General features: G+C 33.1%; 17 protein-coding genes. 3 read left to right on the top strand and 14 right to left on the bottom strand.

What is annotated here, in order from left to right:
• Nucleotides 1-3: 3 nt before the first annotated feature.
• From NST46_RS09555 to NST46_RS09510, 10 genes are all read right to left on the bottom strand, one after another.
• Entirely contained in the window at nucleotides 4-1,641 is a 1,638-nt protein-coding gene (locus tag NST46_RS09555) for a carbamoyltransferase family protein (RefSeq protein WP_341137111.1), read from the bottom strand.
• Nucleotides 1,642-1,650: 9 nt separating this feature from the next.
• Nucleotides 1,651-2,796, bottom strand: a complete 1,146-nt coding sequence (locus NST46_RS09550; protein ID WP_341137110.1) for an acyl-CoA dehydrogenase family protein — start codon at nucleotides 2,794-2,796, stop codon at nucleotides 1,651-1,653.
• Between the two features lie 13 nt (nucleotides 2,797-2,809).
• Nucleotides 2,810-3,643 (bottom strand): phytanoyl-CoA dioxygenase family protein, encoded by an 834-nt coding sequence (locus NST46_RS09545; RefSeq protein ID WP_095312284.1) that lies wholly within the window; start codon nucleotides 3,641-3,643, stop codon nucleotides 2,810-2,812.
• Between the two features lie 12 nt (nucleotides 3,644-3,655).
• Nucleotides 3,656-3,889, bottom strand: coding sequence for a phosphopantetheine-binding protein (locus NST46_RS09540; protein ID WP_095312281.1), 234 nt, complete (start codon nucleotides 3,887-3,889; stop codon nucleotides 3,656-3,658).
• Entirely contained in the window at nucleotides 3,886-5,031 is a 1,146-nt protein-coding gene (locus NST46_RS09535) for a glycosyltransferase (protein WP_341137109.1), read from the bottom strand. Before NST46_RS09535 ends, NST46_RS09540 begins: the two co-directional genes overlap by 4 nt.
• Before the next feature lie 34 nt (nucleotides 5,032-5,065).
• Complete coding sequence (locus NST46_RS09530; protein ID WP_341137108.1) at nucleotides 5,066-6,127, bottom strand: aminopeptidase; 1,062 nt, start codon at nucleotides 6,125-6,127, stop codon at nucleotides 5,066-5,068.
• Between the two features lie 2 nt (nucleotides 6,128-6,129).
• A complete protein-coding gene (locus tag NST46_RS09525) occupies nucleotides 6,130-7,107 on the bottom strand; it encodes a hypothetical protein (RefSeq protein ID WP_341137107.1) in 978 nt (325 codons plus the stop codon).
• Nucleotides 7,097-7,312 carry a phosphopantetheine-binding protein gene (locus tag NST46_RS09520; RefSeq protein ID WP_158586230.1) on the bottom strand — a complete coding sequence of 72 codons (216 nt, stop codon included), beginning with the start codon at nucleotides 7,310-7,312 and terminating at the stop codon, nucleotides 7,097-7,099. Before NST46_RS09520 ends, NST46_RS09525 begins: the two co-directional genes overlap by 11 nt.
• Nucleotides 7,313-7,385: 73 nt before the next feature.
• Nucleotides 7,386-8,438 carry a hypothetical protein gene (locus tag NST46_RS09515; protein WP_095312267.1) on the bottom strand — a complete coding sequence of 351 codons (1,053 nt, stop codon included), beginning with the start codon at nucleotides 8,436-8,438 and terminating at the stop codon, nucleotides 7,386-7,388.
• Nucleotides 8,431-9,576, bottom strand: coding sequence for an aminoacyl--tRNA ligase-related protein (locus NST46_RS09510; RefSeq protein ID WP_095312263.1), 1,146 nt, complete (start codon nucleotides 9,574-9,576; stop codon nucleotides 8,431-8,433). The genes NST46_RS09515 and NST46_RS09510 overlap by 8 nt, the downstream gene beginning before the upstream one ends.
• 137 nt (nucleotides 9,577-9,713) lie before the next feature.
• Between NST46_RS09510 and NST46_RS09505 the strand changes: the two genes are divergently transcribed.
• On the top strand, nucleotides 9,714-9,884 hold the full coding sequence (locus NST46_RS09505; protein ID WP_158586231.1) for a hypothetical protein: 171 nt from the start codon (nucleotides 9,714-9,716) through the stop codon (nucleotides 9,882-9,884).
• Between the two features lie 131 nt (nucleotides 9,885-10,015).
• On the opposite strand, the gene NST46_RS09500 is transcribed toward NST46_RS09505, so the two are convergent.
• The 4 genes from NST46_RS09500 to NST46_RS09485 all read right to left on the bottom strand — a co-directional run bounded on the left by NST46_RS09500 (nucleotide 10,016) and on the right by NST46_RS09485 (nucleotide 13,103).
• Nucleotides 10,016-10,765 (bottom strand): phytanoyl-CoA dioxygenase family protein, encoded by a 750-nt coding sequence (locus tag NST46_RS09500; protein WP_095312260.1) that lies wholly within the window; start codon nucleotides 10,763-10,765, stop codon nucleotides 10,016-10,018.
• Nucleotides 10,766-10,779: 14 nt separating this feature from the next.
• Entirely contained in the window at nucleotides 10,780-11,613 is an 834-nt protein-coding gene (locus NST46_RS09495) for a phytanoyl-CoA dioxygenase family protein (protein WP_341137106.1), read from the bottom strand.
• Between the two features lie 12 nt (nucleotides 11,614-11,625).
• Complete coding sequence (locus NST46_RS09490; RefSeq protein ID WP_341137105.1) at nucleotides 11,626-12,390, bottom strand: phytanoyl-CoA dioxygenase family protein; 765 nt, start codon at nucleotides 12,388-12,390, stop codon at nucleotides 11,626-11,628.
• 68 nt (nucleotides 12,391-12,458) lie between these two features.
• On the bottom strand, nucleotides 12,459-13,103 hold the full coding sequence (locus tag NST46_RS09485; protein ID WP_095312251.1) for a D-sedoheptulose-7-phosphate isomerase: 645 nt from the start codon (nucleotides 13,101-13,103) through the stop codon (nucleotides 12,459-12,461).
• A 253-nt stretch (nucleotides 13,104-13,356) separates the two neighbouring features.
• On the opposite strand from NST46_RS09485, the gene NST46_RS09480 reads away from it, so the two are divergent.
• On the top strand, nucleotides 13,357-14,325 hold the full coding sequence (locus tag NST46_RS09480) for a PfkB family carbohydrate kinase (RefSeq protein ID WP_340002808.1): 969 nt from the start codon (nucleotides 13,357-13,359) through the stop codon (nucleotides 14,323-14,325).
• Nucleotides 14,326-14,329: 4 nt separating this feature from the next.
• Nucleotides 14,330-15,715 carry a glycosyltransferase family 9 protein gene (locus NST46_RS09475; protein ID WP_095312244.1) on the top strand — a complete coding sequence of 462 codons (1,386 nt, stop codon included), beginning with the start codon at nucleotides 14,330-14,332 and terminating at the stop codon, nucleotides 15,713-15,715.
• Nucleotide 15,716: the final 1 nt, after the last annotated feature.

The following is a 15,716-nucleotide window of genomic DNA, read 5'->3' as shown; positions in this document are numbered from 1 at the left end:
TGCTCAGTCCCTTCTCTCTCTTTTTTTAATAACAAATTTGTCAATTACTAAGTAATCTAAATTTAGCTCTAAAAAACTTTTAATCGCCTCTGCTGGAGTTTCAATAATAGGCTGACCGTTAGTGTTAAAAGATGTATTTAGTAAGACTGGTATTTGGGTAATGGAGTAGAAGCTATTTAAAAGATTGTAAAACTTTGGATGTATTGACTTTATTACTGTTTGTACTCGTGCGGTCTTATCAACATGGGAGACCGCAGGTAATTGATTTACCTTTTCTTTTTTAATTGGAAATACATTTAACATATAAGGAGAATGCACGTTGCTATCAAAGTATTGATCTTGATATTCAGCCATTACAGCGGGGGCAAAGGGTCTAAATACCTCTCTTTTTTTAATCAGCAGATTAAGTTTGTATCTATTCTTTATTTGCCTCGGGTCGGCCAAAATGCTTCGATTACCAAGAGCTCGTGGTCCAATTTCTGATCTCCCTTGAAACCAGCCTACGATATTTCCTTCTGATAGTTTCCTTGAAGTTATTTGATCGATATCTTCCGTATAATTAACACTGATTTGATCCTGAAATAATTTTATGGCATGTTGAATGTCATCTTTCGAATACTCTTTTCCAAGAAAGGGAGAAAAAGGGGTTTTAGCAGGTTCCCATATATTCCCTAACTTTGAATAATATAAGTAAAGTGCACTGCCAATTGAACAACCTGAATCGCTTGAAACAGGGAAAATATATATATTCTCAAATGGGGTTTCATTCAAAAGTCTTGTGTTCGCCACACTATTTAATGCTACACCGCCTGAAAAGCATAGATTTGGAGATCTAGTTTGCTCATATAACCGACAAGCTAGCTTAATTAATATTTCTTCTGTATGATACTGTACAGCAAAAGCAAAGTCGGCTTTCGTCTGTAAAGGTTGATCAGTAGTGGCCAATTCCTCTTTAATAAAGTTCTTTAATCGATTTAAATCACTTCTGGACTGCAAAAAATATCCTTTATCAAGATGATAGAATTTGTAAAATAATTTTACGTATTTTTCACAGCCATAGGATGATAGCCCCATTGTTTTTCCATCTTGAAGGAAATGAAAACCAATCCCTTCCGTAACAGCTCGGTAAAAACCACCTATCGAGTTATGAGGATGGAATTCAAAACTCTCATTGGTGTCTGTTGTTCCGTAAGTTGAAGATAATTTATGAATTTTATTTTCTTTTCCAGTGTATAATGTTATCGTTTCATATTTATTATTATTTTCTCCAAAGTAACTTCCATTCCCATCTACGACAAGTATAGCGGCATCCTTAAAGGGAGAAGTAAAATAAGCGCTACTTGCGTGCGTTAGATGATGATTGAAGAATATTGTTTTGTCGTGAAATTTTGCAGTATAACGCGGGTCTATAATATCGTTTGACGTAATAATATCAATCTCATTTATGTGATAACCAGACGATTGAAGACAATAGTTAGCTGCTTTGTTCCTGGCACGTTTAATATTTGATGTATCCCGTGTAAATAATGAGTGTTTTATTCTATTCAGCCGCTCCTCTTCAATAGCTGAAATAACTTTTCCATTCTCAATGATACATGCAGAAAAGCTATGCCCTGAACCTCCTAGTCCTAAAATTTTCACTTAATTCACCTACCAACGGTTTTTCAATGTTATGATACCAAAAAAGTCTTTTGCAACAAGTTCATACAGAACATCGTGTTGTGGAGGATGATAAAGTCCAGCCACAACATCCTTATAGAGTTCGGATAAATAATTGCTCTTTGAAAGAGATTTTATCCCTACTACTTTTAAACCAATGTCGACAATCTCTTTCGCTGACTTGGTCGTATACTCCTTAGTGACTAAACTGATTTTCTTTATTTCCTTTTTTGTATTATAGTCAGTTGGGGATTCAAAAAATTTCTTAAGGACATCACAGTAATGAATTATTTGGGAGTAGCTAGTTTCTAGGAAGATAATCATTTGAGCGACACTATATTGCGCTCCAGGTAAGAAAGACAGTGGCTTATTCATGTGGGGAATTTTTTGGTTCGTTGCTTGCTCCCTTACATACGCTAAAGCCCCCTCAGCCATTCCATAATACACTCCGCAAATACTTAATCGAAATAAATAACCAAACAGATCTGTTTCCTCAGCCGAATTTTTAGGCAGTATAACTATATCGTTGTTTGAAACAAAAACATTATCAAGTACGATACTATTGCTTTGTGTATACTCCATTGCAATAGAATCCCAATTATTGATAACTTGGATTCCTAAGTCATTTTTGGACACAATAGCAACAAATATCCCAAGGTCTTTCCCATTGTATTTTTCAATTCTACAATAAACAGGCAGATAATTGACAGAGGGCTCCATCGATACAAAGGGTTTTACGCCTGTTAAGATATATCCTCCATCCACTGCCTTGGCTATAATATTAAAATCATTCTCCTTAAAGGTATAAGGTGATACAAAATAAATCCCTGGTTCATTTAAGGAGGCTAATAAGTAGCCCTCTTCTTTTACAGCATTAATATACTTTACTGCTAGCTTGTATTTATTCTTAATTAAATTTAAACCCCATAACGTGTATAAGTGCATTGCAAAGCACAATGCTGTATTGTGGCATATAGTTGAAAGCTTACTAATGAAAAAAAAGTAATCTTTTGGAGTTAGATCATTTTTCAAAGTTAATAGATGATAATTTTCATTGATTAAATAATCTAACTTTCCCTTTATATCATTTTTACTATATTTGTTTAATTGCTGTTCAATATCATGAAAAAATTCCATTTAAGGACCCCATTTAATATATCTTTTCTCCTTTATTGACTTCACCAGCGGGTAATAGTAAATCTCGGATAAGTCCGTGATCTTTATTAACTTTTTTCTTAACGATGTTTCCCTTTCTATCATATAAATTATTAAAGTTCGAAAATACTTTCTCTACATCACTGGTTGTGAAATGAATAGCAAACGACCTTCGAAATTTGTTTAAAGTATTATTCCCATTAGAACCATGAATTGTATTGCCATCAAATACGACCACATCACCTGGCTGTGTTTCTATATGGACAATTTGCATATCTTCAGGTAGATTAGGATTATCCTCATTGATGGCAGTTGTTAAAACACCATAAGGGTGTGCGGAAGATAGATTAATAGAAAAAAGCCCAAATTTATGCGATTTTGGAATAAAACATAGACTACCGTTATCTTTATTTGTTTCCTCAAGACTGATCCATAAAGCCACATTGTTCGAAGGTATACACCCGTTATCTATGTTATCTTGATGGAATGGCAATGCCTTGGTTTGTGGCCCTTTAAAAAAACATGTAGTTCCGATAACTAAGGGTTCTTCTCCTAACAGCTCTTTTGCTATTTCGAAGTTTCTATTATCTATCATGAACTTTTTCATCATGTCATTTTGATTCTGCACTTCATGCATGGTTGGAAATAAGCTCTCCATTGGCAGCTTTGCATCAACTATGATTTCATCATTTAAGAATTTTTCTAACCATAATTTCTTAAATACCTGTTTGATTTTGGTCATTTCCTCAGATTTGTATACATTTCTAATAATGAAGTAACCTTCGTTTTTAAAAAAATCCAAATCTTCTTTTGATAAGAATGCAACCAAGGGACTCCCTCCTTATTTGGTTGATACTAATTTTGAAATATAATCATAAGCATCACCAAGCGTTTTTATATCGTCCAGATTTAAATTATCATCAAGTATATCGATGTTGTACTCTATTTCATATTCAATCAGAAGCTCAATTACATGCGTTGAATCCATTCCAAGTTCTTTAAACGAGCTTTCAAGTTCTAACTTATCACTTTCTACTATTTCTTTCGCAACTTCTATAAATTCCTCTTTATTCATGTGTCTCCTCCTAAAAAATTTCGAATGATTTCTACGGTATGCTTTGTAGGATTGTAAGAAAGTACTGTTTTTTGTAGATTTCTAGATTTGTTCATAGATTTAGCTATACAATACATTTTATTGAGCAAATTTTTTTTATTTAGTTGACTTGGTAAGATCGTTTCCGATATTCCAAGTTGATTACATAAATCTGCCCAAATTTCATGATCATCACCTAGTGGTATAATAATCATAGGTTTCCCGTATTTGATTACATTTTGCAGCGTACCACATCCACCATGGGTTACAACATAATTAACTTGTGGCAACAAGTAATCATGTATTGGTACATCTTTTATCCAATAAATGTTTGAAGGTAGTTCTTTCCCCCACCAACTTCTTTTGTCGGAAATGATAACCTCATATGAATTGTCATTTCCATATGCATCAATAACTAATTCTATATAACGGTTCATTACTTCTCGATATTCAATTCTTGGGATCGAAGATGTACAAACTAGTATTTTAGTTTTGGAAGGACTCAAACCAAATTGATACTTACCTTTATTATTTTGCTCCACTTGATTGTTCAGATTTCCAACGAGTAACGTGTTTTTAGGTAACTGTATTTTATTATTTAGTAGTTCTGGGTATACAAACACTAGATGTTTATAAGGGGAAATCCCTGCTAGATCTCCTCTTGAACGAACAGACCCTTTTGACAGATTCGGAAGATGAATAATTGAACGCAGATGATTTAAATTTTTTTCGTAGTTAACTTGAAATCGTTTATTCACTATAGGATTACCTGGAATCAAATCAAACGGAAAAGGAACGGTAGTTTGAAAACTTATCCATGGTATTTTGTACCTTTCAGCAATGTATGCTGGTGGTGGCTGAGTGGAATCGCAAAAGAATAAATCATAATAATGCGGATTAATTTTTGCTAATATCTCATTATAAAATTCGTCTAAAAATAGATTAGGAATTTTATCCCAACCGACTTTCACAAATTTTATCCCTGTTCCTCTTACATAATTCTCATTTTGTTCGTGACCCAAAAGAGTAACATTATATCCTTGCTCTTGTAAGGCAAGCCCTATATTTAATGCTGGTAAAAAGTGACCTAATAACCGTTGACTACTTATTAACACCTTAACCATTTAAAGTCCCACCTAATTTTACATTTTCATCTCGTTACTTTATAAATACTCCATCTTTCATAATTAACGAATTATCAAAATAGATTTCTCCACCTCCATCCCTCTCTAATAATGAAAGTACTAAATCCATATGAACTGTAGAATCATTGTAGTTATAAGCACTTTTATAAGACTGCCCTAATGCAAGGTGGATACTTCCTAACATCTTTTCATCGTATGCAGAAGTAGTAAAAGGCTTTATGATATAAGGATTTAACCCTATGCCAAATTCACCGAAGTAGTTTGCTCCATGATCAGAATCTAATATTTCCTTGAATCGTTTATTATTACTAGTATTAAAGTAAGTCAGTTCACCATTTGTATACTCTAATGTTACAAAGTCAAAATTTACTCCAAAGGAGTTAAAAGGAACATTAAAATTAATATAGCCATGTACGGTCGATAAATTGGGAGCTGTAAAGACCTCGCCACCAGGCAAATTATGTTTGCCATCACAATAATCAGAATCAATACCCTGTATTGAAAATTTCAAGTTGGTGTTTGGTGCAATAATTTTTACTTCGTTCGTGTTTTCTAAAAGTTTCATTATGTCAACCGCTCTTTTATAAAATCTTTTATAATCAAACTTGATAATCGAATCTTCAAATACACGATTTATCTCTTTGCTTGACTGTTTACTTAGTTGTGATAAAGCAATAGATGGCGCATGTATAAGTATCCATCTATTTGTTTGTTGTGCATATTTCATAATCGGTTCGTAAAAATACTTATAATACGATTGATGGTTTTTATTATCGATTTCATTCATCTCAAAAGTATTTATATCATGGGTAACACCAATAAAAGCATCCATTTCATGAAGCATTTTCAATTCATGTTTAAGTAGATTTCTAAAGAATGAGGAGTTTCCATAGTTGATGAGTGATTTTAACTCACTAATTTTTATTTGCTTCACATAAGCATAGGCCCCAATTATAGTTAACCGCTTTATCAAACTATCTACTAATGGAGACTCCCCAGTGGATAATATATATATTTTTTCTCTTTTATTTATATTTAAGGAATTGTATAGAACGACTTGTGCAACATCATCCATCTTTATGCTCCAACTACGTCTTTAAGAGCTGTGAAAAATTTTCTTTCATTTTCCAAAGTCTGCTCTAAGAAATCTACTAATTTTTGCTTGTAATCTTTATCTGGTTGTCTTTTCCATTTCATAAGAACACCCATAATTAGCGACCAACATTTACACAAATAGAATAGCTCCTCTACCCATGATGGATCCAAAAACCTTTGGGGGATCACTTTTTTATTTACTGCAAGTAACCATAATTCTCTTAATCGCCTATAATAATGTACATCAAACTCTAAGGTTTCTAATATAGAAACCAACTGAGAAGATGGTGTGTCTTTAATTCTACAAATATAATCTTTTAACTGATTCAATCCATTTAAATTGATCATATTAGTGACTGATTCTTTTACAATGTAAAAAAATTCATCCTCCCATTCCAGGTTCTCGTTCTGACTTAAATGAATCTCACCTAGACCATGGTATTGGTCTTTCTTCCAATTATTTAAAAAGTCTGTCCAGGGAATTCTACCTCGTTGCCCTTCGAAATACTTAGGATCACCTGCCTCATCTATAATAGTTATCCCCTTTTCATCCGCATCAACGATTAGAGACCAGTGTACAATATCATACCTTTGGTAGTAACCTGAATATTCTGTGTTATATGATTTATAGAATAGCAGACAATATCCATGGTAATTAATATGCTGTATTACCAACTTTTTTACTTGTTCAGGTGAAATAGCATTAATTGTTTGAATAACATATCCCATGTTTAATGTAGGATCAGACCGCCGTAATTGAAGATCATGGTGAGAACAGTCGAAAGGATTTAAAAAAACCTTTATTAGTTCTGTTTCCCCTTTCCAGTTTAAAACCTCTTTTATACATAGCTGTTTACAATCTAAGGTGCGATTACAAAAACCGTCTTTATCGGGAAACCTCCAATCTACAACTCTAGGTACTGAAATAAAATCGTAAAAACTTTTTTTATTATTTATCATTTAGATTTCTCTCCACTAGCTCGACAATCGTTGAGAACGATTTAAAGTTATCTAAAATGATCTCTTCATCATCAATCTCTATATCAAATTCATCTTCTATTTCAACTACAAGTCGAATAAAAGTCATGGAGTCTATCCCTAATTCATGTAAATTATCTTCTTTTGTAAAGGCAACATTGTGAAGAACGTTTTTTAAACACTTCATAACTATCTCTTCATTGTGAGTCATTATAATATCTATCCTTCCATAAAGAATTGGTTTATTAAATAAATAAAATCTATTTTTTCGCTAATAGAACCTCATTTATCTTGCTTTGTACCAGCCAATTTTTAAATAACGCATGAATTCTTTTTTCTATTTCATATACTTTGTAATACCCTTGGCAAAGTGCATCAATAATTTGTTTTTGACTTTGTTGTTGATACTTAAGTGATAACCTCCGGAGGTTAGTTAATTCTCTTTTTGAATCATCATATAAATTTAATATTTTTATAATATCTCCACAATCGCTTCTGTTTTCGTGTAATAGCTGTTGAGCAGTCGCTATATTAAGCTTTTTGTGTTGTAAGAGTTTGTATTGAATAATATTCCATAATCCATACTCTTTCGGAGATAAACGATACTGAGACGTCATTATTTCTCTAAAATAATTGAAAAGGTAAAGATAAACGTAATGCCCATTTGCAAAAGAACCCTTTTTTAAAACGTTGTCATCAAATTGTGTAGAACGGTCTAAAGCAAAGAATAGCTTAGTTCTATCTACTACTTTGTCTGGGTAATAATTGATATGGAGGGAAACAGCAGGAAATCCATAAAAAGTGAACCATTTCTCTTTATATAAATGATGTTCAATCGTATTCTCTACTAAAGTATCTAATTCCGAGAATGGGATTTCAAACTCTCCAAATGTTTTGCCATTTACATCAAATCCCATTCCACTGAAGATTTTTTTCTTATCATCGTAGCCATAAATAATTGCTTCATGAATGATATCTTCTTTCATAAAATATTTAGAGCTAGGAACTAATCTCCAGTTTAAAAAAACTAATATATATTTCTCTTCCTCTAAGTTAGATATAAAAGATTCTATCCAAGATTTTTTCTTTTGTATTAACTCCTCAGATAATATTTCGGAATAAATGTCTAGATGTTCTTCCATCCGTACCATAGGGAATTGATCAGGATTCTCGTTTTGAACCTTTAAATTAATAAAATGGCTACGTATCCATGAATGAAATTGCGTATGTGCAAATAAGATACTTAATCTACAATTGTGATAACATTCAGTTGATAAACCTGGATTATTAATAATTGGAAGCTTTTTAACCATTTTTGATCAACTCTTGCAGACACTCTGGCCACTGCTGCCGATTTGTTCCATACGTATACACAATTGCCTGTACCCATCGTTCAACACCAAACGCAGTACATCCTGAGTAAGCCAGATCTCCTTTGTTAGTACTAATGTTAAAAGATTCCGTTATTACATGGTCGCATAAATTAAATGAAGCCACCGAATAACTTATTTCTTTGTTTGGAGAAAAAATCAACTCATATTTTCTCTCGCCGGCTCTTTGGTAAGCTATTTTATTTCTATCTTCTTTCATAAAAAAGGGATCATTCGCTGTTTCAACTTTTCCTTTAAGGCCCAATTGATCAAATAGTTTTATTACTTCCTCTAGCAAATGGTCTCTAGTTTCAGTCACTTTCTCTTTACAGCCTAAGTAAATAATTTCATACATATTAAAATCTCTTGATCGATAAGGAGATATTTGATGGTTGTTCTCATGCCGAAAACATTGACCAAAACTGGAAACTACTTCAAGTTCATCTGAAAGTGATTGGTCCTCTCTATCGTTATAAGCGAAGTAACATAGGCAGGGTCTTAGATAATAGTCAGATGATTGAAATAGATCACCAGTATCTAGATTATATTCTGAGTAAAGGCGGTATTTCTCTAAATTTTCCTTTTGATGCTTTATCTCAAATACTCTATATGTGTTTTGCGGAAAATGGAATGCATAATTGGTTTTTTTCATGAGTTTTTCAGACATAATACTTGGGTATTTGGTATACGTCGCATTATATTTTTGAGCCAATAGGTCGAACTGTTTTCTTATTCCCTCAAATAGAAGCGCTATATCTCCTTTATAACTAATACCTTCCTCTTCTTTTACAGGGTGGATAAAGTCCCCATAAACCTTTAAGTTTTTGTTATTTTCATCAATCACTTTTTTACGGATCTGCCGGTCTTTTTCCATAATTAATCTATTTAAGTTCTCATGAAAACTCTTTTCTTGGTCGCCTTCATATGTCACGATTAATTGTCTATCCGTTTGCGTCACATTTGTTACATCTATTGATAAAAGATAAATGCGATTAATTAGCTCTGGGATGTCTTTTGTTTTGATACTCGAAGTAGAATAACAATATTCCATTTCTATCACCCTTTCTCTAGTTTTTACCATTTTAAATGAAATGGTTATAAAAAACTCGCCTAAAAAATACTGAGATTATTGGAATCCTGTAAAAAAGAACGATTAAAGCCGAGCCGATGGATTTATTAGTCCTCCATAATGAATAAAAAGATATTGGAGGTTATCGTATGTTGCAGTTAGAACAATTTAACTATCAAATTATAAGAGTAGAAGATATAGAAAGGGCCATTCGGAGGTACACTAAAAATTCAAATCACAAGCTAGTTCTTTATAATCCCAAGCAGAGTGCAATATTAACTATTAATGGTTTGGATTTTCTAAAACTTGAATTAATTTAAGAAAGTAACTAGTTAACAATCTCTAACTAAGCTTCTTTAATTTTCAAGCTCCTTTATATGGGGGATTGTTTATTATTAAATCCTAAAAAGATACCACTAACAAATAGCTAATATTATGGATAAATTGGAGATTACTCTTTGTATAGAAGTGGGTTTAGATTACTATTTGCATAGCCTCCGATTTCAATCCCAGGGAAAAATTTATAAAAATCCTGCTTAATATTTTGCTTAGGCTTTGTAAGCCTCGCCCCATCTGCATAGTAGACTATAGCAAAAGCCTTTCTAGTTTCATGAAAGGTATTTGAATCAGCACTATGAAGCGTCCATCCCTTGTGGAATGTAACATCACCAATCTCAAGACAGCCATAATTAATTTCTTTTAGTCCCTCTCTAATGGCTTTTCTTAAGCTTATTTCACCAAATTTTTGGGAGCCATTAATAAATTTTAGGGAACCAAGTTTCTCCGATATTTTATTTAACGGCAACCATAAAGTGATTGTATTATCCGTATCCAAAGGCCATGCAACTTGATCTTGATGCCATGGTGTAGAATTACTTTTTGGTTTTTTAAACAGAATACAATCATAGTGTAGCCGAACTCCATCTACACCCAATAGTTTAGCTGCAACTTCAGCCAATAAAGGTGAGTGCACAAAATTACGGATGGTTTCTGATCTTGTCCATAGATTGGTTACCTCCAAAAATCCTTTACTAAAATCATCGCGTTCAGAATCAGACAATTCTTTTTGGGATAGGTCTTGGAGAACCAGTTCTATTTCCTTTTCCAGATGTTTAATTTCTTGTTTGTCAACTAGACCTTTGATAAAGATATGACCATTCTCATTAAATTCATGGCTAAGGCTTCCTTTTGTTGAAAACACTCAAGTACCATCTCCTATCTCCAAGAATCAAAATAACCTGCATCTTTAATGGAAAAAATGGTGCCCTGTTTCTCTGCGATTTTTGTATTATTATTGAATCTCCTTCTAACTTTCTCGCCCTCCCTATTAACTAGCTTGTTAAAGTTTAATGCCAACCTTTCAACACTGACGCCTGTAAAATGCGTTAATAAGCATCTTCTATATCGATCCTTTGTCACATTTGCAGTAGACCCATGGATGATATTTCCGTTGAATATCACGACGTCTCCTGGATTTGTTGTGATATTTTCTACATATGAACCTTTGGGTACATTAATTTCCTGTCCCTTATCCGAAAAATACTCCCTTACATTTGTTGGGTCTTTTTCAGGATCTTCCAATTCTTTTTCCTGAGTTCCTCGCACAAATTGTAACCCCCCATTTTGTTCATCAGTGTAATCGAGCGATACCCAAGCAGCATATGTTGTTCCGGGGAATACTCCGAAAGCGTAATTATCTTGATGTAATGGGAGTTCCCGCGTTGTTGGGCTCTTAAAGTAATAACTAGTTGATATAACTAGAGGCTCTTCTCCAATAACAGCTTTCATCAAATCAAAGACTTCTGATTTGAGCGTGTGCTTCATAATGACAGGATTCTTCCGGTGATAATCTCTCATTCTTGGAAAAAGACTCTCAAGTGGTCTATCTTCTTTGGCATGTATTTCACCGTTTTGGACTAGCTGTATCCAATGGTTTCGGAACTGCTTATTTATCGAATTCACCTCTTGGTCACTATAAACTCCTTTAACATTAATAAAACCTTTTTTATGAAACTCCTCAATCTGTTCTTTTGATATTAGATTTTTCATCTGTTCCTCCTTTTATTTAAAACTTGACATATTTACTCGTTTTCGAATTCTTTCTCCTTTTTTATTTATTATTTTGTTATAGTTGAGTGTTAATTTTTTGCTACTTGTACCACAGTAATGACAAATGATGGAATTTCTAAAATCCGAGGCAGATTTGTTCTTTGTGGAATCATGAATAGCGTGTCCATGGTAGATTACAACGTCACCTGGTTCTGTATTTACACTGATTATGTCGTAACCATCAGGTACTTCTAATGTTTGAATATACCCTCCAAAAGTGTCAGCTTCATCATTGTAAACTTTCTTAGGTGTTAATAGTTCCAGCTTATGAGATTCCGGAACAAACCTCATTCCGCCATTATTTTCATCTGTTTTTTCCAGGCAGGTCCATATTGCATGACAAGTACCTGGTGAAACGCCAATTCCATAATTATCTTGGTGAAATGGGATGCCCTCCATAGTCGGCGGCTTGTAATAAAAGTTAGTAGAAATTAGTTCAACTTCCTCATCAATAAACATCTCTAAAACATTTAATACACTTTCTTTAAAGGCAAATTTTAATATTTCCTTATTCTCTAGATGAGTATCCCTTTGTCGAGGATAAAGACTATTCAAGGGTTTAGTTGGGTCTTGTTTAATCTCACCACTAGCCACCTTTTCCAGCCAAACTTTTTCATATTCTCGCTTTAACTCTTCCACTTCCTGGTTAGAGTAAGCTTCCTTTATAATGGTATAACCATTATAATGGAACTCTTTCTTATGTTTGCCAATGTCCAATCGATCACACGCCCTTTGTAATAGTATCTAGCTTTGAGTTTAATATTGCTTGTATCAAAATTCTCGGCTTATTTTTGCTGGAATAGTTCTTTTTCCAGAATTAAACATAAAGTATGGTATATCGATAGATGATATTCTTGTATGCGGTATGTGTCGTTTGACGGGGCTTTTATAATAACATCACATAAATTAGCCCCAATAAAACTCTCATGGTTACCTGTAAAACAAATAATATGCATATCAAGAGCATGAGCTGTATGGATTGCATTGATAACATTTTCAGACCTTCCGGAAGTTGTAAATGCAACTAAGATATCATCCTTCTCTCCATAGCCGATTATTTGTTGGGAAAAAGATAAATCGTATCCTTGGTCATTTGCAATAGCTGTCATCGCTGCACTTTGAGAAGAGAGAGAGTAAGCAGGTATTGAAGACTCGAGGTGATTAGCCAGGTAAATACCTCTTTCCCCAAGTTGTTCTAATTTTTGTTTCAATTCTTGTGATAAAATTCTTTTTCTATAAAAGGATTTGACTAATTCAGCAACCATATGGTCTGCATCAGCACTACTTCCTCCGTTGCCACATATCAAATACTTATTTTTAGAAATAAATGCATTTTTCAGATATTCATATGCCTGATTTATTTGAGATTTACATTGCTTTACTTCTGGCAATCGTTCTATTAATTTATTAATGCCGTCATATTCTTTCATAGTTACTTCCCCCCATAGAATACTCTAGTTAGATTGGATAACCAAACAACGCACTTCCTCCTATATGTCCCAATGTTAGTCTCTAAAGAAATATGTTAAATATTAAAAGGTGTGCTTGCGTACTTGTAATTTTGCATTCTAAAAAAGTATATGACTCGGCTTCTCCTAAAAGAAATTTAAACAATTTAAGCAGATATATATTCAACAAAATATATTAAGATAGATGTAATTCCATTTTAGAAGGTGAATCCGCTTGCCAGGATATAAACTACACAACGAAAAAAAAGAAGTATTGATTATAGGTGATATTGTTTTAGATTGTTATATTGAAAGCAAACGGTCTTATGCATCAAATGAGAAAATAAATAAGTTAATGGTTAGAAAAAAAACATATATAGCAGGAAATGCTGCAAATGTTGCTAATAATTTGGCGAGATTAGATATAACTGTCCATTTGTATGGTTTGGCAGGAAATGACGTGTTAGGAAATAAACTAGAAACGTTATTAGATCCGAGCATCAAAAGTTATATTTCCAAAAGCAATAACAGGACACCGCTTAAAATGCGTTATCTAGACGAGCGAAAACAAGCACTGTTACGAGTCGACGACGAGGAATATGCTGATTTAACAACATCTGAGTATCAATTTCTCATATCTTTATTTGATAAATTACAAGACAGAATTGGGTATCTTATTATATCTGATCTTAATAAAGGAACATTCAGCGATGCTATAATAGAAAAATTAATTAATAAAGCAAGGAAAGCAAATATCCTTGTTCTTATTGATCCTTCCGGTAGTCGTCCTAATTCTTGTTATTCTAATGCTGATTTCTTATTTCCTAACATTGATGAACTAGAGAAACTCCAAAATCAGAAGTTTAATCATGTAAACGAGGCAATTACTATTGCACGGGACATAAACAGGTCTTATCAAATTAATTACATTCTCTTAAAGGCAGACAAATTCGGAAGTTTCTTTGTCAATCATAATAACATTCTTCATATTCCAGCAAGTGCTAAAAATGTTATTTGTCAAGTGGGGGCTGGTGATTCTTATATAGCAGGGTTTGTTTATTCATTAATCACTCACCGATTTGTATTAAAATCATTCATCTTTGCCAATTTAAGTGCAGCAATATCTATTTCAAAAGATTTTACTGCTGTTGTTGAAAAAGAAGAATTAGAAACCGCTTATCGTTCAATAAAGGTGGATAGATAATAATATGGATCTTTTTAGAGAAAAGGTAAAACAAAACAGAAGCTTATTAAAAAGCAGAGGTAATAAATATGTTTTTTTAATCGAGAAAGAATATATATCTGATGCTATTTCTATGTTAGAAATATACAGTAAAAGTATCATAATATTTGAGGGGAATTGTACGATTCAACTGTCCAAAATTTTTCACGACTTAGAAATCATTTTGCTAGATAAATCTGACATGCCTACTAAAATAGAACACCTTCTTAGAGAAAACAATACCGATTCAGGATGCAACAAAAACCTTCTGGAGAATCCATGTTCTATTTTAATTGAAATCAATCCAAAGGTGGACTCTTTCCTATTAAATGACCGATTGATAAACACATTATATAATAGTGACTTTTTCTATTCTTACACCATTTTCCCATCAAAACATACGATTTATCCCGTATTTCTCCCCACTAGAAACGATTATCAGTATACAAAAGAAAAGCAACCAGTAAAAATAAAGGCAGTATTATTAGATTGGTTTTTTGGGAATGGAGATGTAGCAATCATCTATAAACAATTAAAAAAGTTTATTCAATTAGAAGAAAAAAACTGTAGGGTTGATATTATAACTAGAGGAAAGCCTTTGAAGTTACTACAAGACCTATTTCCTGAATGTCGAATATACACCCACTTTGATAGCTATTACATCTATGAATTTCTTACTAAATCCAACTTCTATAGTGATGTGCACTTTATTAACACAAGGCTAGATCATCCTCCCCATTTACACCTATTAGATGTTGCAACAAAATCTTTAGGTTTTTCAGAGCCCGTCTCTCCGTTTATTTCTAAAGAACTATATCCATTACTACCTACTGAAATAGAAGAGCAATTAATGTACCTAAAATGTAAAGGAAGTAGTATAGTTGGTATTCAATTAGACAACGGAGACGGACAACGTTCTTGGGACGAGGAACATATAAATAAATTGGTGAGGTTTTGTAAAGAGAATCACATAACCTTAATCAACCTAACTCCATCCCCCCACATATCAAATGAGTTTGTCGATTTAGATGTAAGTTTACTTCCTATTTCTAAGTTATTCACTGTAATAAGTAAATTAGATGCTGTAGTAAGTATTGATAGTGTCTGTGGACATATTGCAGGCGTTGTCGGAACTCCTTCTATAACAATATGGGGGAAGGACAAACCCCTTGCAAGTCCACAGAATCCCTTTGTTAGTTTTAGGGTACTCAGCCAAAACTATAGTCTTTGTCCGACCTCTAACGAAATAAACGATATACCAAGTGAATTGGTTTTCAAACATTTAATAAGGTTACTAGAATCTGAATTTTCAAGTCCCGAAAGAATTACTATTGATCAAACTATCTCTGGATATAACATAGAAGAAATTTAAG

It is taken from the genome of Oceanobacillus sp. FSL W7-1309, from assembly GCF_038002145.1.
In the GTDB taxonomy this organism is placed as follows: domain Bacteria; phylum Bacillota; class Bacilli; order Bacillales; family Amphibacillaceae; genus Oceanobacillus; species Oceanobacillus profundus.
Note: the sequence above shows the minus strand (reverse complement) of the source record. Positions and strands in the feature narration are given on the sequence as shown.

Excerpts from the sequence above, each read along its gene's own strand:
- NST46_RS09540 (WP_095312281.1), bottom strand. The coding sequence starts at position 3,889 with ATGAATAAAGAGGAATTTATAGAAGTTGCGAAAGAAATAGTAGAAAGT.
- NST46_RS09485 (WP_095312251.1), bottom strand. The coding sequence starts at position 13,103 with ATGAAAGAATATGACGGCATTAATAAATTAATAGAACGATTGCCAGAA.
- NST46_RS09505 (WP_158586231.1), top strand. The coding sequence starts at position 9,714 with ATGTTGCAGTTAGAACAATTTAACTATCAAATTATAAGAGTAGAAGAT.
- NST46_RS09475 (WP_095312244.1), top strand. The coding sequence starts at position 14,330 with ATGGATCTTTTTAGAGAAAAGGTAAAACAAAACAGAAGCTTATTAAAA.
- NST46_RS09530 (WP_341137108.1), bottom strand. The coding sequence starts at position 6,127 with ATGGATGATGTTGCACAAGTCGTTCTATACAATTCCTTAAATATAAAT.
- NST46_RS09515 (WP_095312267.1), bottom strand. The coding sequence starts at position 8,438 with ATGGTTAAAAAGCTTCCAATTATTAATAATCCAGGTTTATCAACTGAA.
- NST46_RS09495 (WP_341137106.1), bottom strand. The coding sequence starts at position 11,613 with ATGAAAAATCTAATATCAAAAGAACAGATTGAGGAGTTTCATAAAAAA.
- NST46_RS09520 (WP_158586230.1), bottom strand. The coding sequence starts at position 7,312 with ATGAAGTGTTTAAAAAACGTTCTTCACAATGTTGCCTTTACAAAAGAA.
- NST46_RS09510 (WP_095312263.1), bottom strand. The coding sequence starts at position 9,576 with ATGGTAAAAACTAGAGAAAGGGTGATAGAAATGGAATATTGTTATTCT.
- NST46_RS09525 (WP_341137107.1), bottom strand. The coding sequence starts at position 7,107 with ATGATAAATAATAAAAAAAGTTTTTACGATTTTATTTCAGTACCTAGA.
- NST46_RS09535 (WP_341137109.1), bottom strand. The coding sequence starts at position 5,031 with ATGGTTAAGGTGTTAATAAGTAGTCAACGGTTATTAGGTCACTTTTTA.
- NST46_RS09550 (WP_341137110.1), bottom strand. The coding sequence starts at position 2,796 with ATGGAATTTTTTCATGATATTGAACAGCAATTAAACAAATATAGTAAA.